Genomic DNA, 20,125 nt, shown 5'->3' with positions numbered 1-20,125 from the left:
TATGGAAAGGTGCTTTACAATCATTTGATTCTCGTGTATGTTACGTCGCTTTGAATCAGGTGTCATGCCTTGACAACATACATTAATATTTACCGGGGGTAAGATTTATCATGTCAGCCATATTTGGAATTGATTTTGGAACATCCAATTCAGCATTGTCCGTTCATATGGACGGCCAGGTAAGGTTATTGGATGTGGACAGGGAGAATCCCATCTCCAATTCCCTCAAATCCATTTTGTATTTTTTTAAAGAGGAAGGCCTGACAGAGTCATATGTAGGTTATGAAGGGGTTAAAAAATATATTGAGAATGAGGCTGACGGCAGGTATATGCAGTCGATCAAAACCTTTCTTCCTGATACAGGGTTTGAAAAAACATCTATTTACGGAAAACGCTATACTCTTGAAGAATTGATTTGTATATTTTTCAAGGTCATGAAGCAGCGGGGACAGGAACTCATCAACCAGGAGGTTTCCGATCTGGTGTTGGGGCGTCCGGTTATTTTTTCCGAGGACAAAGTCCGGGACAAGGTTGCTCAGGAGCGACTGGTCACGGCAGCGGAACTTGCCGGGTTCAAGAACATTTGTTTTCAGCTGGAACCCATTGCCGCAGCCCTGGCATATGAAAACAGCCTTGAAGCCGGAAAAGAACAGATCGTGTTAGTGGGAGACTTTGGGGCAGGCAGTTCTGATTTTACCATTCATAAGGCCGGAAAAAAGTCGGGTACCAGGATTCAGCGAGAGCAGGATATTCTTTCCGTGGGAGGTGTTTATATCGGAGGGGATGTGTTTGACTCCCAGATCATGAGAGAAAAGGTTGCAGATTATTATGGAAAGAACGTACAGGTCAAATCCATCTGGAGTGATAATTTTTTTGGGCTTTCTCCGGTTGTGATACGAAAGCTGATGCAATGGCATCTTATTCCACAGCTTCGTTTGCCCAAAACATTGGACAATATTAAAGAACTTAAGGTCAGTGCAAAATTTGCGGACAAAAAACTGCTGGGAAATCTGGAAAACCTGATTCACGCCAACTACGGATATCTGCTGTTTCAATCCATTGAAAAGGCAAAATGCGAATTGTCCGATAAGGAAGGCTCTCGTGTCTATTTTAACGATTATGATATCTGTATTGACGAACTTTTGTCCCGGGATGAATTTGAGAGCATGATCAGCGAAAAAGTTTCAGCCGTCAATGCCTGTATTGATTCAACCCTTAAAGAGGCAAATTTATCTTCCTCCGATATTGACGTTGTCTTTTTAACCGGCGGATCTTCCTATATCCCAATGATCCGAGAATTGTTTGAAAAAAAGGTGGGAAAAGATAAAATCAGAAGCGCGGATGCCTTTACCAGCGTTGCATACGGCCTGGGTCTGCATGGTGGTTTAATGGGGTGATGCTTTTTTTCTCTTGATGTATCGACCAAGGTGTTTGTCTGTTTTCAGGATGTGATTTGCAAGCCAGTCCACCAATAGAATCTGGAGGCGGAAAAGGATAAAATTGCGATTGCTGTTATCCAGAATACGAATTTCTTGTTTGAACCTGATAAATTGTTGTATGAATTTTTGGTGCTGCTCTCTTTGAAAATTTATAAAAGGATATTCATAGGTTCTCATCAAATTTTCTTCATAACGAAAATGGGTGATAATATATTCATCCAGAAAAGATATGACCTTATCAATTTTATGGTTTTTTTCCCCTTTAAATATACTCATCATCAGTTCATTTGATAATTGAAACAAGTCCTGGTGCTGCTCATCTATTTTGGGCACACCAAACTGAAAATCATTTGTCCATTCTACAAAAAAATTCAGTTCGCCCGTGCTTTCATGGGCACCTGTTCGTTGGAAAGCATCACACCTTTCCAGATACAGTCGGGCAGGTTTATCATCCGGATTTAGCTTGAGACATTTACACAAAAGAGATTTGGCATCGGTAATATTTTTATAATGATAATGGGCCAAAGCCTCTTCAAAAATTTTGAGCGTTGCCTTTTTTCCTTCTCGCACAGAATCGGAATCCATATCAAACACTTCATATACAGTCTGTGGCCGGATTTTTCCTTTGACCATAACGCGATCTAAAAAACGGATGGAAAATTTTTCCGGATTCTTAAGGCTGTAAAAGGTCTGTTCACTGATCAATAAGCTTACGCCATACGTTTTTGTCATGGATTCCATGCGGGCGGCAAGGTTTACAGAGTCTCCGATGACCGTGCCTTCCATACGCTGTTTGCCGCCAATGGTTCCTAAAATAAGCAATCCGGTATTCAGGCCGATGCCGATGTTAATCGACTGATCCCCTGCTTTTTGGCGGGTTTTGTTATACTCATTCAGAGTCGCCAGCATGGCATTGGAGCAAGCGATTGCTTCATCCGCACTTGTTGGAAAGAGAGCCATAATGGCATCCCCTATGTACTTGTCTATAATTCCGTGGTGTGCAGATATGACCGGCTCCATACAGCTGAGGTAGGAGTTGATGAAACTAAAGTTTTGACTGGGGGTTAATTCTTCTGAAAGGGATGTAAAATCACGGATGTCAGTGAACAAAACAGTCATGTTTTTTTCAATTTGGTCACCCAGATATATGTTTGTGATGTCTTTTTTTCCTAAGAAACTCAAAAATTCATGTGGCACAAAACGTCCATAGGCCTGTATCAGGTTTTGTAATTTGTTGTTTTCATCGTTTAGTAGGGTCATCTGGTAATCCTGAATTTACTTTTTATATGAACGTCTTTAAAAATCCAAACAGTGACTTTCAATCTCTGTTGTGGCATGTCAATCTGCCATGGCCTTTAATGAGTTTATGAAGACATCACTTGTTTGTAATAGGCTTCAATTTTAGCAAGGTGTTTTTTGGTTTCTCTTTCCAGTAATTTCATGGTGGCTTTTGCTTTTTCATTGAGTCCGTTAAATTGGGAGAAGACTTTTTTTTCGATAAGCGACCGTTCAATATCAGCCGTTTTAATCAAAGCTGTCTTATCGTCTATTTCGCCTGATTTAGCTGTTTGAATCATGTCTTGGATACCCTTGGTAACCATGTTTATTGAAACGAGCGTGATTTTTCCTTCATCAAAATGTACAAGATTTTTTTCCTCGGCACCATAAAGTTGTTCAAGCCATTTTGCATGGAGCTGTTCTTCTTTGGCAAGGGTCTCCCAGAAATTTTTGTGTGCCGGCAATTTGTTGTAAAATATTGTGTATAGACGGGATAAAAGCTTTTCTTGTTTGATTAAGAGTGTGATTATATCTTTTTGATTTAGTTCTATCATAATATCCTCATTCTTAAGTAATATTACAGAAAGTTTTCGAGTATTTGCCTGATTTTTTTAGCCATTATGATTTTTGTAAGAGGCTCCGGCTGCTTGCCGGTGCAACTCCATCCGACTGATTACTTTGAGGCAATTTAGGATGCCTGAAAAATAATAATTTTTTCTGACTGTTATCTATATCGGGAGATGTGGGAAAAATCAATCATGGAAACCAACTGGTGTTGAAAATTATTGGAAACAGGACAATGAATAATTGTCAAAAACATATAAAAACTTGATATCTTGATTGAATTTTAGTAGTTGCCACAATAGTTTTTGATAAAAACTTGAGGTGGATGGTCGGGATGTGATGAGCTACTCCCAACTGCTGAGGGCATACTTGTTATTTCACCTTGGTTTGCCCACAACAAAACATGAAAGTCGCTGTTTGGATTTTTAAAGACTTTCATATAAACGGCCATAGCAGATTAAACTGCCACAACAAATAATGAAAGATATTTAATTTTAGAATGTTAAAAATTCTTTCATATAAAAACAAGGATGATAAAGGTCATGACAAGAGACGTACGGAATGCATTCAAATCCGGAATTCCTATTTTTATCGGCTATGTTCCAGCAGCCATTGCATTTGGAATATTGGCAAAGGGCTGCGATATTACGCTTCTGGAGTGTTTTTTATTTTCTGCTGTCGTGTTTGCGGGTGCAAGTCAGTTTATTGCACTGAATTTGTTAATGACGGGTATGGGTCCGGGCGGCATTATTTTAACGACCTTGCTGGTCAATTTCAGGCATTTTCTGATGAGTGCTTATTTGTCCACGAGAATCGGCAAGATAGCCAAAAGATATCTTTTTTTGATGGCCTTTGGCGTGACAGATGAGGTGTTTTCGGTTTTGTCGTTTACAACGGGCCGTCTTTCCAAAACCTATGTTTTTGTCTTGCAATTGTCAGCTTATTCCGGCTGGGTCAGCGGTACTGTGGCCGGTTATATCCTGGGCGGGTTTTTGCCGCAAATTTTAACCAGAAGCATGGGGGTCGCGCTTTATGCACTGCTGCTGGCCATCTTGCTGCCTGAAATGAAAAGATCGGTTAAAGCCGTTATACTGACCATTGCATCAGGGCTTCTCAATACTCTTCTCATTAAACTGGATCTCCTGCCAAACGGCTGGAGTATCATTGTATGCATTCTGGTCATCGCCTGGGCAGGATCATTTTTCATCACAAAACAGACCGGGGAAAAAGCTTATGAATAATTTGATTCCGCTTATCTTTGGGATGGCAGCAGTCACATATGGTCCGAGACTGATGCCGTTTTTGCTGTTAACCAATAAAAAGATTCCCAAAAGGGTGGATGCTTTTTTAAAATGTATTCCAGTGGCAGCCATTGGTGCTTTGATTATTCCGGGCGTATTCAGTGCCACACCGGATGTTCCCATGGCTGCGATTTCAGGTATCGCATTTACCCTGATTTTCGGGCTGTGGAAAGGGGGGATCATTATACCTGTTCTGGGATCGGTGATTGTAACATATGTTGTTTTGCTTTGTGCAGGGTAGGGCAGGCGTTATGGAACAAGGAGTTATGGAACTGAACCATCTGGCTTGGAGTAAAAAAAGTTTGGAGCAAAAAAAGTTTTGTAACAGGTGCATTGCCCGGATTATTTAAAAGGACAGGATAAATGATTGAAAATACCACACTTTGTTGTTGCGGAAGCCAAAAAGCCCATGAATTTTGCTGTCATCCTTTTTTGTCCGGCAGATTAAAACCAAACACTCCGGAACAATTGATGCGGTCCAGGTATTCGGCTTTTTGCCTGAACGATATGGATTATCTGATGTCCACTCATCATTTTTCAACACAAGATTCCAATGACAGGGAGATGTTGCTGAAAATGTTCCAAAAAACCCAATGGCTGGGTTTAAAGATTTTGAAAACAGATATGGACCCGGGCTGTCGGGAAATCGGATATGTCGAGTTTGCAGCGTTTTATAAAACCAATGAACCAGGGCAAATACATGAGAAATCCAGATTTGTCCGTGAAAACGGCCAATGGTATTATATTGACGGTATCCTGCTTGAGCCGTTGAAATTCAAGCGCAATGAACCCTGCTGGTGCAAAAGCGGCAAAAAATATAAAAAATGCCATGGACAATAATGCTTTATCCAAACACAGGGGAAAGCTCCGGCAGTGTTAAAAATTGTTCTATGATACTGTTGACGGTTTTAAAATCTGTAACAGGAGACATATGCCCGCCCGGAACAGAATAAAGAAAAGGTTCAGGAAGGGTTTTTGCCAGTATTCGAAAGAGTCTGACGGCTGATAATGGGCTTTTCTCCCCTTTGATCAGGCAGACCGGAATATTAATGTTTGAGTAGTCCTCAAGGGTTAATGATTCATTAATCAGGGCTTGAAAATCAAGCACTACCTTGTCAATATAGTTGATTAATGCGTCTTTGTTCACGGGTTTCAGTTTTTCAAAGGTTCCTTTTTCAGACCAGTAATCAATAAACAATTGGGTGGCTGATCTTTTGTTTTCCTCTTTCAGGGCACGGGTCAATTGATCAATAATGCTTGTTATTTCAATGCAGGCTGGTTCATCAGGGTGCAGAAGGTGGAATGGAACGGGTTCAAAAAGGGTAAGAGAGGCGACTCTGTGAGGCAGTTCTGCCGCCATCTTTAATGCGATAGCTCCCCCGTAAGAGTGGGCAACAAGCTGAAACGGCTCGGTATTGCCGATCTCTTTTTCTATGATCCCGGATACAAGACAAATTTCATCATCCGTTGAAAACGTCTGGTGATTCATAGGAAGATCATTATCGCCATAACCTGAAAGATCAATGGAAATGAGTTGAAATTTTGGTGCCATCAATGAGATTAAAGGTTTCCACTGGTTTTTTGAACTCATTGAGCTGTGAAGCAGAACAATGCAGGGCCCGTTGCCGCAAACCGTATATCCGCATGTTGAATTCAATCGTTTTTCTCCTGAAGATTTATTTTTCTAAATATCCAAAATTATCCTTATCATATGAAAGTTTTTAAAAATTCAAACAGTGACTTTCATGTTTTTTTGTGGGCAAATTTGAGCGAAAGACCAAGTCTGCCAGTGGCAGTTATATCAGAATTCATGCAATTGTTACAATGAATTCATTGAGAGTGGTTTGGAATTGATATCAAGGATGGCCTTGATATTGATATTTGTGATGTCAGGAGGGCTTAAATGTTGTATGTTGACATTTGATGTGTTGCTGGTGTGCAAGGTTCGATTTTTATTGCGGGCAAGTCTGGGTGAAAGACCAGGTCTGCCGATGGTAGTTTGCAAGGCTGTTGGGAAGGGAAATTATATGATTCATTATTTAACCATTGGTATGATTTTAGGATTGTCTGCCGGGCTGACGCCGGGACCTTTATTAACGGTTGTGATTTCCGAAACCATTTTGCATGATATCGGGGCCGGGATTAAAGTTGCCCTGGCCCCCTTGATAACCGATGCCCCCATTATTGTGCTGACGGTATTTGTTTTGTCCCGGCTGTCGGGGTTTCAGGGAATTTTGGGTGTTATTTCCCTTATCGGCGGTGCGCTGGTGATGACAATGGGTATTCGGGGCATAAAGGCCGGGGGTGTGGCGATTGATATCCGTAATACCCGGCCAAGATCGTTGATAAAAGGTATACTGGTTAATGTCTTGAGTCCCCATCCCTATCTGTTCTGGCTGAGTGTGGGCGCACCCACAATGATTCGGGCAACAGCGGATCACAATGTTTTTGCAGGTGCGGCATTTGTGTTAAGTTTTTTTGGTTTGCTGGTCGGTTCAAAAATCGCCCTGGCGGTTCTGGTTGGAAAATCCAAAGCTGTTTTAACCGGCAAAAGTTATGTGTATGCCATGAAATTTTTCGGTTGCCTCATGTGCGGTCTTTCCATTTTTCTTTTCAAGGATGGATTTGCCCTTATTTCCAGTCAAATTCTTTTGAAGTAACAGTATGTTCCATTCTTTGAATCCTGCGCTCAATGTTGTCAAATTTTCTTTTGATTCTCTGGATGGCCGATTGCCTTGAATTGGCATAATTGTCATAAAATTCCCGGTCTTTTTCATTGTGCAGCGGAGAAACAGGTTCCACCTTCAGCAGCAGTCCTGCAATGATATACATGACACCAACGGGCCAGAACCCGGTAAACAAGAATAAAACAAGGACAATTATTCTCAGCCAGAAAACATTGAAATTAAAATAATCGGCAAGCCCTTGGCAGACGCCCATGAAAATGCCTTGTCTGGACCGGTATATCACACGGCTGGATATCAGCCTTTCAAATCTGTTTTTTATTGTGTTGTACTGTCGCCTGGATTTTTTAAACTGAAAGTTGTGTCTGCGTCCATAATGCCGTTTCATTTGTCAAAATCCTTTTTTTTGCGCTCAATTAGTATGGTTTCAAGCGCTTCAACCCGTTCTTCCATTTTTGACAGGCCATGATATATGTCTTGTATCATCCCGGCCTCTTCTGCCCTGGTTTGTTTGTCTTTTGAGGACAGCCCTCCGGTTTTGGCAACCCTGATGATGCCGATGATAATAAGTCCTATGGTAATGATGAAGAGGATTGCCCCACCGATGCAGATGCCTGCGATAAGTGCGCCCGTCATATGATGCATAATACAATTACTCCCGTTTGGTTGGGTGTTGATGGCTGTCGGTTGATGATTTATACATCGGTTGTATCACTGTTTTTTGAAGATTGGGAGGACTTTAACCTGTCCAGTTCAACTTCAATCTCATCATCAGCCTCCAGAGCATCAAATTGTTCTTCAAGCGTGGAGGGTTTGCCATAGTCTACCAGATCAGCTTCAGCTTCCATTCTTTCAATATGGTTTTCAAGTTCTTCAAATTTTTGAATAACCTCTGCGCTGTCTGCGCGCCGAATTTCCTGCCTGGCTCTTTTTTTGCGTGTTGCCCGGATATGTCTTTGAAGCAGCAGCCGCTGTTTTTCCCGAGCGGATTTGAGTTTGTTTTCAAGTTCCTGGATATCTTCTTGATATTGTTCCACAATGATGCTTAGTTCTGTTAATTCGATTTCAACGGTTTCAACTTTAAGGGTATACCGTCTTTTTTCCTGGAGTGCCTGACGGGCAAGGTTGTCTTTGCCTTTTTTTACGGCAAGCTCTGCTTTTTGAACCCAGAACGCTTCTTTTTCCAGAAGGTCATCCATAAGTCTTTGAACTTTTTTCTGGCTGGCAATTGTAATTGCACAAGAGGATTTGATTTCAATCAAAGTGTCTTCCATTTCCCTGATCATCAGTTTGATTAGTTTTTCAGGATCTTCTGCTTTGTCCAGCATGGAACTGATGTTTGATGCGACAATGTCTTTAAATCGTGTGAAAATTCCCATTTTGTTTCTCCTTATGGTTTAAAGTTGCTCTTTTAAAATTAATTTTTCGGGTGTTAATGATTCTATATAGAATTTGTTATAGCATTTAGTGTGCCAGGCAGGTTTGTGTGTTCAATGTGCTTTTATTTTAATTGGTTATGATTATTGACCATTGTGTTGTTGCGTGGTATCTTACACCATTTATTGGTGATTTATGCTAAAAACATAGAATTTTTACCAAGTTATAAGGTTGTTTCAGAAGAAGGAGTGGATGGTTTTGTCAAGCCGTAACCAAAGAAGAGACAAGGATCTTTCAATGCCGGAAGCATTGGGTCAGTCAGAGTCGTTTATTGAATTTCAAGAACAAATATCCAGAGTGGCACCTGTCGAGCGCCCGGTTCTGATTTTAGGAGAACGCGGAACAGGCAAGGAGCTTGCTGCTTTGCGCCTTCATTTTTTATCCAAGCGGTGGCAAAAACCTTTTGTAACATTGAATTGTGCAGCGCTAACCCGTACATTGATAGAGTCTGAATTGTTCGGGTATGAAAAAGGCTCGTTTACCGGTGCTGCTTCCCGCAGGACAGGCAGGTTTGAGAACGCATCCGAGGGCACTTTGTTTCTGGATGAAATCGGTACGGTTCCCATGGAAGTTCAGGAGAAAATTTTAAGGGTGGTTGAATACGGCAGTTTTGAGCGGGTAGGTTCCTCACAGTCCATCCATGTGGATGTCAGGATTGTGGCTGCTACCAATGCAAACCTGCCTTTGATGGCACAATCCAATGAATTCAAACAAGACCTTTTGGACCGGCTCTCTTTTGAAGTGATATATGTGCCGCCCTTGAGGCACAGGCAAGAGGATATCCTGCTTTTATCAAACCATTTTGCGGCAAGGATGGCCTTTGAGCTTGGCCGGGATGAAATCCCCAAAATTTGTTCAACAGCCTTGAAACAGCTTGAAGCCTATCCCTGGCCGGGAAATATCAGGGAATTGAAAAATGTGATTGAGCGGGCTGTTTATAGATCCTCAGGTTTTGAAATTAAAGATATTTGCTTTAATCCGTTTCATTCTCCTTATAAGGATGCCCTGGAAAACACGGGTGTACAAAAAGACATGGGTAAAAAGTCAGGGATTTTGTCGACCAAAGATAAGGCTTCCAAGGATGAAGTTTTTTTGGAAGAGGCATCTGTTCTGGATAAGATTTTAAAAAAACCATTCAAGGCGGCTATTGGTGAATTGGAGTGTTACCTGGTGTCCCGGGCGTTGGAAGCCTGCCGGTTTAACCAGAAAAAAGCGGCAAAAATGCTTGGACTGTCCTATGATCAGTTCCGGGGTATCCTGAAAAAGCATACCGGCAGAATTTAATTGAATAATGGTCAAATACCCCTCCGAGTGTCATAGCCGGTTTATGGGAACATTGGCCAGTCTCTCCTCAAGGTATTCATCCATGATATCTTTATATTTGTCTTCCGGATAGTTTGTTGTGCAGGACCTGCAGCAAAAATAGATTTTTGTTCAGGTTTGTTTGATATACAGTTTTCCGCCGCAGTTCAGGCATTTTTCCTTTATATCGGTCAAGATCGTTTCCTTGTCTCTTTTTTTTATATTAAGGCAGATAATATCTTCCCGGAAAGGTAACTCCTCCTTCCGGGAAGATTGTTTTGATTTAGTTGTTTTTATCGATGATATTTCTATGGGCCATAAGCCGGATGGCATTGATTTTAATAAATCCTTCAGCATCTTCCTGATTATAACCGCCTTCAATATCCATGGAGGACAGATCCTGATTATACAGAGAAGACGGGCTTGTCCGGGCAATCGGGTATGCCGTGCCCTTATAGAGTTTGAGGGTGACTTCACCGTCAATGACCTCCTGGCTCTTATCAATGGCCACCATGAGAAATTCCATTTCAGGGCTGAACCAGAATCCGTTGTAAACCAGTTCCGCAAATTTGGCAGACAGCATGTCCCTCAAGCGCATAACCTCACGGTCCATTGCAATGCCTTCAATATCTTTGTGAGCTTCATGGAGGATTGTGCCGCCCGGGGTTTCATACACGCCCCTTGATTTGATGCCCACAAAGCGGTTTTCAACCATGTCAAGCCGTCCGATCCCGTTTTCTCTTCCCAATTCATTGAGGTATTCAAACAGTTCAAGAGCATCGGTTTTAACGGTGTTGTCATTAAGATTGGAGACCTTGACCGGGATGCCGTCCTTGAATTCAATTTTGATTTTTGTGGGTTTGTCCGGTGCGTTTTCAGGGGACACTGTATGGGAATAAATGCTGTCCTCGCACTCATGGCCGGGATCTTCAAGAATACCGGCTTCATGGGAAATATGCAGCAGGTTGTCATCTTCGCTATAGGGTTTGGATGCGGATTGCTTGGTGGGAATCCCATGTTTTTCAGCATATGCAAGAAGATCTGTTCTTCCTTTGAAAGCGTTTAAAAATGCAGTGTCTTTCCAGGGTGCAATCACTTTTATTTTCGGATTTAATGCATAATAGGACAATTCAAACCGGACCTGGTCGTTGCCTTTGCCGGTAGCGCCATGGGATACATATTCGGCACCGACCTGTTTTGCAATTTCTATTTGTTTTTTTGCAATAATGGGGCGGGCAATGGCAGTGCCTAAAAGATATCGCCCTTCATATATTGTGTTGGCTTTGTATACGGGAAAAATATAATCAGTGACAAATTCTTTTCTCATGTCTTCGATAAATACTTTGGATGCACCGATTTTTAATGCCTTTTGTTCTGCAACTTCAAAATCTTCCTTCTGGCCGATGTTAGCCATATAGGCGAAGACTTCATACCCTTGTTCCAACAACCATTTTAAAATAACCGAGGTATCAAGCCCTCCTGAATAAGCAAGAACAACTTTTCCTTTTGACATTGGGTCTCCTTTGTTTTCTTAAATTCCAATTGGTTTAAATGTTATGGTCTATTAATGAAGAAAAATTGTGAAATAGTCAAGATATTGTAGAGGTAACCGCAGACAGGTTGCTTAAAAAATCCCATGGTTATGACAGGATGTCTATCGCTGTTAGGTTGATTTCGGCAGCTTTTTCCTGATTTTTTCCAACATAAGACCCCTAAATCAGTTAAATCAAAAAAATATAACGTTATGTTTCCTTTTTTTGTTGTGCTGATAAAAAGTTTGATATAGTGAACACTTTAATGACTTGGTATATCAAATTGACTGCGCTAAAATTTTTTATCATTACAAAAACGGACAATCAAACTTATTTGCAGAGTCAAAAAATCAATAATGTTTGTTTGGTTCTTGCGGTGATACTAACCTTTTTTATCAGTGGCTGTATTCAAAGCCAGGCGGTTCCCCGAGTTGAAAATGGGTATTTGGATCTTTCAAACTGGGATTTTAACCAGAATGGTCCCGTGCGACTGGATGGAGACTGGGAATTTTATTGGGAAAAATTGCTTGAACCAAAAGATTTTCAGAATATCGTGATCCCCCCAAAAAAAGATTATATTAAAATCCCTGGACTTTGGAAAGAAAATTATATTAATGAAAAGCCCCTTCCACCCAAGGGATATGCTACTTATCGGATCATCATAAAAGGCTTGCCCAAGGCAAATCTAAATGCTCTTTTAATCAACGATGTTCTTTCGGTCTGCAATGTATGGACAAATGGGCAACTGTTGACATACAGCGGGCAGGTGGGAACAGACAAAATAAGTGAGCGGCCTCAAAAACATTCATTAATTGCACGCTTTAGCAACCTTGATGATTATGTTGAAATTGTGTTTCAAGTTTCAAATTTTCACAATATGCAAGGTGGTGTGAATACGCATATTTGGCTGGGACCAGATCAACAAATTCAACAAATGACACATCAAGCATTGATTACCACCGCAGTTTTGGGAGGTGCTTTACTGATCATGGGGTTGTTCCATATGGCACTTTACGGGATGCACAGAAAAGAAATTGCCAACCTGTATTTTGGGCTTTATTGTGCGATGTGGGCTTCTCAAACCTTATTCGGCGTTAATGGAGGATGTTTGATGGCAACGTTATTCCCCTCCCTGCCATGGCGGCTGTCCATTGATATGACCCTTTTTCCCTATGGGTTTACCACCCCGCTGCTGGTAATGTTCTATCATGCTCTATTTCCCAATAAACATGCCAAGCTGATTAATCGAGTATACAAGATTTTAGGGGGTCTTTTTGTCGTTTATCTCCTTTTTACCCCTCCCAATGCATTTGATATCGTGGTTTCCTATTTTGTGCTGGTATCATTAAGTGCTGTTTTGTATCTATTTTACATGTTTATACTTGATCTTATCAAAAACAGAAAAAACATCCTCTTTTTGATACCAGGATATTTGGTTCTGGCCCTTACCGGAGGAAATGACGTATTGTATGATCGGCATATTATAAATACAGCTGTTTTAGTCCCATACGGCACATTTTTTTTTATTCTTTCCTATTCTTTTTTGATCTCTGTGCGATCTTCCCTTGCCTTTTCTGCTGTTGAAAATTTGACCATGGAATTACAATTAAAAAATATCGAGCTTTCAAAATTAAATCTTCTCAAAGATGAATTCATTGCCAATACTTCTCATGAACTTAAAACTCCTTTGAATGGAATTATGGGTCTTGCCCAATCCCTTGTGGACAGTGCTTCTAATACCAAAGTCAAAACAAGTCTGTCCCTGATTATATCCAGTAGCATTCGCCTTTTAAGTCTGATCAATGATTTGCTTGATTCTTCACGACTTAAAAACAGGGAGTTGGAACTTGATTTAAAACCTTTGGATATCAAAAACATAGCTGAATCCGTTATCATGGTTTCCAATCCATTGATAAGATCAAAGCCGCTGATTATTGAAAATAAAATTCCAAAACACTTTGGGTTGATTTTAAGCGATGAGGACCGGCTATCCCAGATCCTTTTCAATTTAATCGGTAATGCCATAAAATTTACGGACAAAGGAAACATAACACTTATGGCCTCGAAACAAGGGGAAATGGCGAAAATTGAGATCAAAGATACCGGCATTGGTATCCCTGAAAACAAGCTTGAACAAATTTTCCAAGCCTTTGATCGAGTTGACCAAGGCGCATCAAGAAACTATGGCGGCACGGGTCTTGGACTTGCCATTGCCAAGGAGCTGGTTCAATTGCATGGTGGTAATATCGGCGTGAGTTCCAAAATGGGTATAGGATCTATTTTCTGGTTTACGATTCCCTTTTATTCAGGTTCAAGTGAATTGGAATTCATATTCAAGACAGAACCGTCAGAAAGAATTTCAACTATTTTTTCCGCCACTGACGAGTTTTTCACACCTTTGATAATAGAGAACAAACAATCCCAAGACAATAGACAAAATGGTCTTATTATGGTTGTAGATGATGATCCTGTAAATCTCCAGGTTTTGATCAATCATCTTGAATCCGGTCATTTTAAAGCCCAGCCATTTGCTGGTGGCTGTCAAGCGCTTGATTGTCTTGAAAAAGGCCCATTACCTGATTTAATCTTGCTGGATATAATGATGCCTGAAATATCAGGGTATGATGTATGCCGGAAAATTCGGGAAAAATATTCAGCTTCGGAATTGCCGGTTATTCTGCTGACAGCCAAAAACAGGTTACAGGATCTTGTGGAAGGATTTACGGTTGGAAGCAATGATTATCTCACCAAACCATTTTTTAAAGATGAACTCATGGCGCGAATCAAAACCCAACTTCAACTAAAACAAGCTTTTAAAACGGTCAAGGAAAACTTAAAATTAAAAAAAGAACTGGGTATCCGTGAAAAAAGAGAACTGGAACTCAAACTGATGCAGCGCAGGCTGTCCGGCATGCTCAACAGGATGGATGATGCTGTTCTGGCTGTCAATCCGGTTCACCAAGTCGGATTTTGCAACCATGCATTTGAAATCCTTACTAATCATTCGGCAAAAGATCTTCTGGGCTGTTCTGTTCTGTCTCTTTTTGAAGACAGTTCTGACAATAGTTTTAAAGCGCTTATAGGTTGCCTGGGTCACAATGAACTGTGTAACGGGGAATCTTATTTTCAGGCTATAACTATTCAATGCCCTGAGAATAAATTGCTTCAGGTGGATATTTCCCTTTCTTTTCTTGATCTGGAAGAGGATGCACTTTTGTTCCTGATCCTGAAAAAAACCATACCAGGACAGAATCAAATATTATCCATGGCAAGCTCAGCCGGATTGATTAATGATCTGAACCGTAACAACGAAAGGCTTGGAAGGTTTGAAGCCTCATTGAACAGCCTTACCCTCAATAGAGATGATCCGCAGGGGAACAGGGAAAGCTTAAAAAATATCGACACACTGCTGGATCAATTGAGTGAGAATAAAAAAGATGAGGACATAACCCGGGTCAAACGCAGCCTGGCTGTCAAGGTTATGAATGCTGCCTGTGATTTGTGGATAGTTTCTACAAAGACATCAAAAATTGAATTGGCTGACAGATCAGGATTATGGACGGTTTACATTGAAAAAGACGGGTGGGCAAGAACCCAGACCCTGGACAAATATCTGAACAGTTCAACCCTGCCTGCCAGGCCCCGCTGGAAAACCATTATTAATACGGCTGATTTTGTTCTGGCCGTGTGTGAGAAACCATTTCCTTTAAGAAAAGTGCTTGAAGAAGCTCTTATCAGGCTTAGAAAATTCATATAAGCCACTTCTGTCTAAGGTTTTATCTGTTCTATAAATCATAGTATCGATCCATGCTGCTCATGAATAATATTGTTTTATTTTAGCATGTTATGCAACTTTCACTGGAATTCACTGGAATTTATTTTGTGTTTTTTAAAACAAATCAATAAGTTTCAAATCATATAATAAGGCAATGGTTTCTTTAGTTCAACAAATAACAGTGAGGCTCAAGCATGGCAAATGCAATAATCTTAGGGCAAACACAAAAAATTTTAAAAAAATCAGATGGAATTGGAGGAGAAGGCACTTTTCTCATCAAACCATTCTTTAATGAAACAGATATGAATGGAGAGGATAAAATTGATTCAAGCCTGTTTGAATTCGATAAAGGTGACGCAAAAAACAACGTATTTTCTTTATTGAAATCCATATTTAAAGACCAACAGGATGTCGTTGTTAGCGCATTATCCCCGGATGACGAAAATGGCGTTCCACTGATTAATCCAGCCAACACTGAAATGCTCTTCAATGCTGATGGTACCTTTTCTTTATACAATGCTGATTTTGAAAAATTGGCGCAAAGCCAATTGGCTGAAGTCGTATTTACCTATACTGTGAACAATGGAAAAGGCGCAAACCAGGTGGTACGCGAAGTTGCGATGCAGGTTACGGGAAGCAATGAGGCACCGGTAATTGTTAATCAGGAAAATAAAACAGTTGATGAAGACGCAAGTTTCACAGGTCAGGTTGCAGCAACTGATATAGACAGCGATGATGACACAGGTTCACTGACATATGTGTTGGTGGATACAGATTTGCCCGCAGGGTTTACGCTTAATTCCGATGGCAGTTATGTCATTGACGCCAATATGGATGTGTATCAGAGTCTTGCAGCTGGTGAATCGGTGGATTACCGTTTTTCCTGGCAAGCCAGAGATACCCATGGTGCATTGAGCGGTGTTGATCAGGTGACCATAACTATTACCGGCACTAATGATACTCCTGTTGTTGTTGCTCATCAAGACAAGGCGGTTGAAGAAGACGCAAGTTTCACAGGTCAGGTTGCAGCAACTGATATAGACAGCGATGATGACACAGGTTCACTGACATATGTGTTGGTGGATACAGATTTGCCCGCAGGGTTTACGCTTAATTCCGATGGCAGTTATGTCATTGACGCCAATATGGATGTGTATCAGAGTCTTGCAGCTGGTGAATCGGTGGATTACCGTTTTTCCTGGCAAGCCAGAGATACCCATGGTGCATTGAGCAGTGTTGATCAGGTGACCATCACCATGACCGGCACTAATGATACCCCCACTGTTGCTGCCGCGCTGACCAGTGATACAGATGAAAATGCAGATCCTTATACCATCAATTTGCTTGAAGGTGTGTCTGACATCGATAATGGCGCGATACTGCACGCAAGAAATGTAACAGAAGCAAATGGGAAAGACGGCTGGACCATAAATGGTGATATGTTAACCATCAATCCGGACTTTTATGATAAGCTGAATAACGGCGATTTTGAGACGCTGCAACTGAGCTGGCAGGTATTTGATGAAGCAGGCGCAAGCGTGGATCAATCATTGACAGTCAATATTGAAGGGATTACCGATGCCCCTTCTCTTGAAGTCATCACCTCAGCCGGCGACCATCCCAATGAAATTCGTCTGGAGATTACAAGTGAACCCAGCAATGATGAAAGAGTTCAGCTGACATTTAACGGTCTAACTGCCGGTGCCATTGTTATGGATTCCCTTTCAAATAATGTGACGTCAGGCATTGAAGATTATATCGGCACACAGACCTTTACGGTCCTGCTCCCGGAAAACCAGGATGCAACAGGGGAATTGTCCATAACCGTGACAGGATTCAGCAAAGATACGGGTGAAGCCATTGGTTCCAAAATACAGCCTGTTGAACTTTCCTATGACGTATCTTCTTCAACAGAGCAGCTTGCTTTTGTTTCCTTAAACCAGAACATGTGGGGGGATTTTAATGGGCATATCGGATGGCATGACTATGTTTCATTGATTGGTGAGGCACCAATAGCTTGGGATGATACGGATCAGGTCTGGCGCGACACCGGGGCAGACTATTGGCGAAGTGGAGAGTTTGATCTCATTGATGTTCATCTGAATTCTGATGAAATAACAGGTACTGTAAAGCAATTCGCACAAGATGCATTGGATGCGGCATGGCAGGTGTTTACTGTCAGTTCTCAGGCGGTTGATCAAGTTGCCGAGGGCATTTTTAATGCTGCAGTAATTGCATATAATATAGCAAAAGAAACTTTTTATAATACTGCAACAGCTGTTGACCAAACTGCCCTTGCTGTTTTTAAGGCAGCCGAAGCAATATACAATGAAGGAAAAGATGTTTTTTACAACTCTGTAGATGCTGTTGATCAAGTGGCACTTGATGCTTTTAACCTGGCAGTGGATGCTTATGAGTTCGCCCAAGATGTTTATGAGGCTGCCGGCTATGCCTTTAATACAGTTGCCCAAGGTGCTTTTGATATAGCCACTGATGTTATTGAGACGGCTCGCGATGTGTATGAGGTTATTCCTGACTGGGCTTTCCTAGTTAAAGGACCAGCATGGTTGGTTCTTCAAGCGGCTGAAGGAGCGTATGACCTCGCAGAGGCGGCTTATGAAGGCGCTGCAAATCTTTGGGCGGATGCAGGAGATGCTTTCAATGTCGTGGCCCAAGGTATTTATGACGCTGCAAAAGATACATATGAGTTGGCAAAGGACGCTTTTGATGACGTAGCAGCGGCTACTTTTCACGCAATTGAGGTAACTTACCTTGAAGCCGAAGTAGTTTATGACAATGTTAAACAAGGAATTTATGATACAGCAGAGGCTGTTTTTCAAAAGGCTGAAAATTTATACCTTAAGGCGGAAGAAGCTTATGACACAGTTAAACAAGGGATTTATGACACAGCAGAGGCAGCCTTGCATTTGGCTGAAAATTCTGCAAATGAAGCTATGGAAGCGGCAAGTGTTGTAGACTTTAACGCTGAACTGCAATTGCAGTCAGAGCTGTATGCCCAGGTGGGTTTAAAGGTTGATTTTGAGCTTGATATGGGTTCGGTCGATACTGATATTGATTACCAGTTGACCTCACAAGTCCAATATAACCAGACCACGGATATGCTGGCCATCACACCCATGATGACCAATATGACCGATGGTGACAGTGTCGCCTTTAGTACTATCAGTCCAAATGCCACATTCTATGCTGCCCTGCTGTATGATGTCGGAGCTGATCTTGAACTGTTCATGGATGGGGATTTGATCATTGCTGGAACGACCATCTTTGATATTTCACCCGGAAGTGATGGCATTAATATCAATACAACTGTTTCCACAAACTCCTGGAATGATCTTCTTGCAACCATTCCTGAAGCTTATAAGCCTCAATTCACCGAAGACATCGGGGTGGGAGAGCTGGTGCTGATTGATTTTGATTCCACAGAAGGCGGTCCTTGGGAAGTGCCGTTTATCGAGACTCTTACCGAAGATATTTTATCAATTGAACTGGATTTTCCCACAGTGGAAACAGAAGGTGTGGCAGTTGTTCTTGATGATCCGAGCGCCGCATCCGTCATGGACTATTATGATGAAGGCGCATTTGTAAACCTGGATATCTCGGAAATCACGGATGCGTTCTTGAATCTGGTCAATGCCAAACTTGACTTCAGCCCGGAATTAAAAGAACTTTACAACTTGCCTTCCCTTGCAGACGGCACCACACTGGACGCCGCACTTTCAACCATGGCACAGGGCCTTTTCGAGACCATACTGGATACTCTGGACGGCCAGTCTGAAGCAGTGCCCATATTTTTGCTGGATGCAACTGATGAAACCAGCACCTCCCTGTTACATGTCAATCTTTTTGATTTTAATTCTGATCACCTGTTTGATCCTGATTATTCATACACATCAGAAATTGATGAGGATACCGGGTCTTTTGGTTTTTATGCCTCTTACGGCGAAAGTGATCCTGTGATCAATGTAAACATTGATATTGATGCGGCTGTAGCCGTTATCGTAAATAAAGTGGTGGAAGCGGTTGCTGCTGCAGTGAGTGGCGGTGCCAGCGCAGGTGCAACTACTGCTATTCCGGATTTTAATCCATTGAACATAGAGTTCGGTATTGAACAGATTCTTGAAATGGCAGAAGTGCCCGAAGAAACACGAGAAGAGATCACCAAATATATCAACCTTGGAGTTACCTTTGAGGCTGCCGACCTTGATGCCTCTGCCTCTGTAGATTTTTCCCAGGAATTTACACTTTCCATAGATGATATGTCCTATGCCCTTACCCTGGAAAATGGAGAAACCAAATATTTTACAGCCAATGGGGATGGTGATCTGACTATCAATAATGCCAGTGAATATGACGCAGATGGAAACGGTGTAATTGATTATAATCTTTCCATTGTACCCGAAGCAATGTTTTCCAATGATACAGAGATCGGTTTGAGCCTTGGATATGTGCTGGACTTCTTGAAAGGTGAGTTCGCTGCAGGTGTTAAGCTCCCTCTTGGCGATCTTCTCGGACTTGAGGGCGATAATTGGCCTGATATTGACCTGCCCATGATTGATATTGGTATTGGCCCCCTGTTACGCATTGAAGGAGATCTGGACATACTGGATGTGGATGTGTTTGAATCACTCTTTGCCATTAATGTGGGTACCAATAATGTTCAAGACAGTTTCAATATTGAGCTTACTGGTATTGATACCACGACAAATGATGGCGTACTCATGTCTTAAAAAAGGGCACGGAGTCACGTTTTGATCAGTTGCAAATTATCAGAGGAGGGCTTTGAGTACTCCTC

16 protein-coding genes are annotated in these 20,125 nt (G+C 41.6%); 8 read left to right on the top strand and 8 right to left on the bottom strand.

Translation table 11 applies throughout. The annotated features are described in order from the left end of the window. Positions 1-110 precede the first annotated feature (110 nt). Positions 111-1,397, top strand: a complete 1,287-nt coding sequence (locus TOL2_RS21585; protein WP_014959400.1) for an Hsp70 family protein — start codon at positions 111-113, stop codon at positions 1,395-1,397. Here the strand turns inward: TOL2_RS21585 and TOL2_RS21580 are convergent. Together TOL2_RS21580 and TOL2_RS21575 are read right to left on the bottom strand one after the other, a co-directional pair. After that, positions 1,386-2,699 (bottom strand): bacteriohemerythrin, encoded by a 1,314-nt coding sequence (locus TOL2_RS21580; protein ID WP_014959399.1) that lies wholly within the window; start codon positions 2,697-2,699, stop codon positions 1,386-1,388. The genes TOL2_RS21585 and TOL2_RS21580 overlap by 12 nt on opposite strands. Before the next feature lie 104 nt (positions 2,700-2,803). Then, positions 2,804-3,271 carry a ferritin family protein gene (locus TOL2_RS21575; protein WP_014959398.1) on the bottom strand — a complete coding sequence of 156 codons (468 nt, stop codon included), beginning with the start codon at positions 3,269-3,271 and terminating at the stop codon, positions 2,804-2,806. A 552-nt stretch (positions 3,272-3,823) separates the two neighbouring features. On the opposite strand from TOL2_RS21575, the gene TOL2_RS21570 reads away from it, so the two are divergent. From TOL2_RS21570 to TOL2_RS21560, 3 genes are all read left to right on the top strand, one after another. Continuing rightward, a complete protein-coding gene (locus TOL2_RS21570; RefSeq protein WP_014959397.1) occupies positions 3,824-4,522 on the top strand; it encodes an AzlC family ABC transporter permease in 699 nt (232 codons plus the stop codon). After that, positions 4,515-4,823 carry an AzlD domain-containing protein gene (locus TOL2_RS21565; RefSeq protein ID WP_014959396.1) on the top strand — a complete coding sequence of 103 codons (309 nt, stop codon included), beginning with the start codon at positions 4,515-4,517 and terminating at the stop codon, positions 4,821-4,823. The genes TOL2_RS21570 and TOL2_RS21565 overlap by 8 nt, the downstream gene beginning before the upstream one ends. A gap of 122 nt (positions 4,824-4,945) precedes the next feature. Then, on the top strand, positions 4,946-5,422 hold the full coding sequence (locus TOL2_RS21560; RefSeq protein ID WP_014959395.1) for a YchJ family protein: 477 nt from the start codon (positions 4,946-4,948) through the stop codon (positions 5,420-5,422). Positions 5,423-5,426: 4 nt separating this feature from the next. On the opposite strand, the gene TOL2_RS21555 is transcribed toward TOL2_RS21560, so the two are convergent. After that, on the bottom strand, positions 5,427-6,239 hold the full coding sequence (locus tag TOL2_RS21555; protein WP_014959394.1) for an alpha/beta fold hydrolase: 813 nt from the start codon (positions 6,237-6,239) through the stop codon (positions 5,427-5,429). A gap of 253 nt (positions 6,240-6,492) precedes the next feature. Here TOL2_RS21555 and TOL2_RS21550 point away from each other — a divergent pair, with 253 nt between their 5' ends. After that, positions 6,493-7,242 (top strand): LysE family translocator, encoded by a 750-nt coding sequence (locus TOL2_RS21550; RefSeq protein ID WP_232507994.1) that lies wholly within the window; start codon positions 6,493-6,495, stop codon positions 7,240-7,242. On the opposite strand, the gene pspC is transcribed toward TOL2_RS21550, so the two are convergent. Genes pspC through TOL2_RS21535 form a run of 3 tightly spaced genes read right to left on the bottom strand, consistent with a single transcriptional unit; the run spans position 7,214 to position 8,645 of the window. Then, complete coding sequence (pspC, locus tag TOL2_RS21545; RefSeq protein ID WP_014959392.1) at positions 7,214-7,654, bottom strand: envelope stress response membrane protein PspC; 441 nt, start codon at positions 7,652-7,654, stop codon at positions 7,214-7,216. The two genes, TOL2_RS21550 and pspC, sit on opposite strands and share 29 nt — an antisense overlap. Beyond that, a complete protein-coding gene (locus tag TOL2_RS21540) occupies positions 7,651-7,911 on the bottom strand; it encodes a phage-shock protein (RefSeq protein ID WP_014959391.1) in 261 nt (86 codons plus the stop codon). The genes pspC and TOL2_RS21540 overlap by 4 nt, the downstream gene beginning before the upstream one ends. Positions 7,912-7,961: 50 nt before the next feature. After that, positions 7,962-8,645: a PspA/IM30 family protein gene (locus TOL2_RS21535; protein WP_014959390.1), complete on the bottom strand. Its 684-nt coding sequence runs from the start codon at positions 8,643-8,645 to the stop codon at positions 7,962-7,964. Between the two features lie 250 nt (positions 8,646-8,895). Here TOL2_RS21535 and pspF point away from each other — a divergent pair, with 250 nt between their 5' ends. Continuing rightward, positions 8,896-9,987 carry a phage shock protein operon transcriptional activator gene (gene pspF / locus TOL2_RS21530; protein ID WP_014959389.1) on the top strand — a complete coding sequence of 364 codons (1,092 nt, stop codon included), beginning with the start codon at positions 8,896-8,898 and terminating at the stop codon, positions 9,985-9,987. Between the two features lie 30 nt (positions 9,988-10,017). Here the strand turns inward: pspF and TOL2_RS26120 are convergent, their stop codons facing one another. Further along, positions 10,018-10,131, bottom strand: coding sequence for a dual CXXC motif small (seleno)protein (locus TOL2_RS26120; protein WP_407641565.1), 114 nt, complete (start codon positions 10,129-10,131; stop codon positions 10,018-10,020). Positions 10,132-10,288: 157 nt separating this feature from the next. Beyond that, positions 10,289-11,518 (bottom strand): argininosuccinate synthase, encoded by a 1,230-nt coding sequence (locus TOL2_RS21520; RefSeq protein ID WP_014959388.1) that lies wholly within the window; start codon positions 11,516-11,518, stop codon positions 10,289-10,291. Positions 11,519-11,913: 395 nt separating this feature from the next. Here TOL2_RS21520 and TOL2_RS21515 point away from each other — a divergent pair, with 395 nt between their 5' ends. Both TOL2_RS21515 and TOL2_RS21510 read left to right on the top strand, forming a co-directional pair. Beyond that, positions 11,914-15,294 (top strand): hybrid sensor histidine kinase/response regulator, encoded by a 3,381-nt coding sequence (locus tag TOL2_RS21515; RefSeq protein WP_232507991.1) that lies wholly within the window; start codon positions 11,914-11,916, stop codon positions 15,292-15,294. Between the two features lie 212 nt (positions 15,295-15,506). Further along, positions 15,507-20,060, top strand: a complete 4,554-nt coding sequence (locus tag TOL2_RS21510) for a tetratricopeptide repeat protein (RefSeq protein WP_014959386.1) — start codon at positions 15,507-15,509, stop codon at positions 20,058-20,060. The last annotated feature ends 65 nt before the right edge of the window (positions 20,061-20,125 follow it).

Origin of the sequence: Desulfobacula toluolica Tol2 (genome assembly GCF_000307105.1) — a bacterium.
Classification (GTDB): domain Bacteria; phylum Desulfobacterota; class Desulfobacteria; order Desulfobacterales; family Desulfobacteraceae; genus Desulfobacula; species Desulfobacula toluolica.
Note: the sequence above shows the minus strand (reverse complement) of the source record. Positions and strands in the feature narration are given on the sequence as shown.

Coding starts and splice junctions, on each gene's coding strand:
- TOL2_RS21585 (WP_014959400.1), top strand. CDS start 111: ATGTCAGCCATATTTGGAATTGATTTTGGAACATCCAATTCAGCATTG.
- TOL2_RS21580 (WP_014959399.1), bottom strand. CDS start 2,699: ATGACCCTACTAAACGATGAAAACAACAAATTACAAAACCTGATACAG.
- TOL2_RS21575 (WP_014959398.1), bottom strand. CDS start 3,271: ATGATAGAACTAAATCAAAAAGATATAATCACACTCTTAATCAAACAA.
- TOL2_RS21570 (WP_014959397.1), top strand. CDS start 3,824: ATGACAAGAGACGTACGGAATGCATTCAAATCCGGAATTCCTATTTTT.
- TOL2_RS21565 (WP_014959396.1), top strand. CDS start 4,515: ATGAATAATTTGATTCCGCTTATCTTTGGGATGGCAGCAGTCACATAT.
- TOL2_RS21560 (WP_014959395.1), top strand. CDS start 4,946: ATGATTGAAAATACCACACTTTGTTGTTGCGGAAGCCAAAAAGCCCAT.
- TOL2_RS21550 (WP_232507994.1), top strand. CDS start 6,493: ATGTTGACATTTGATGTGTTGCTGGTGTGCAAGGTTCGATTTTTATTG.
- pspC (WP_014959392.1), bottom strand. CDS start 7,654: ATGAAACGGCATTATGGACGCAGACACAACTTTCAGTTTAAAAAATCC.
- TOL2_RS21540 (WP_014959391.1), bottom strand. CDS start 7,911: ATGCATCATATGACGGGCGCACTTATCGCAGGCATCTGCATCGGTGGG.
- TOL2_RS21535 (WP_014959390.1), bottom strand. CDS start 8,645: ATGGGAATTTTCACACGATTTAAAGACATTGTCGCATCAAACATCAGT.
- pspF (WP_014959389.1), top strand. CDS start 8,896: ATGGTTTTGTCAAGCCGTAACCAAAGAAGAGACAAGGATCTTTCAATG.
- TOL2_RS21520 (WP_014959388.1), bottom strand. CDS start 11,518: ATGTCAAAAGGAAAAGTTGTTCTTGCTTATTCAGGAGGGCTTGATACC.
- TOL2_RS21510 (WP_014959386.1), top strand. CDS start 15,507: ATGGCAAATGCAATAATCTTAGGGCAAACACAAAAAATTTTAAAAAAA.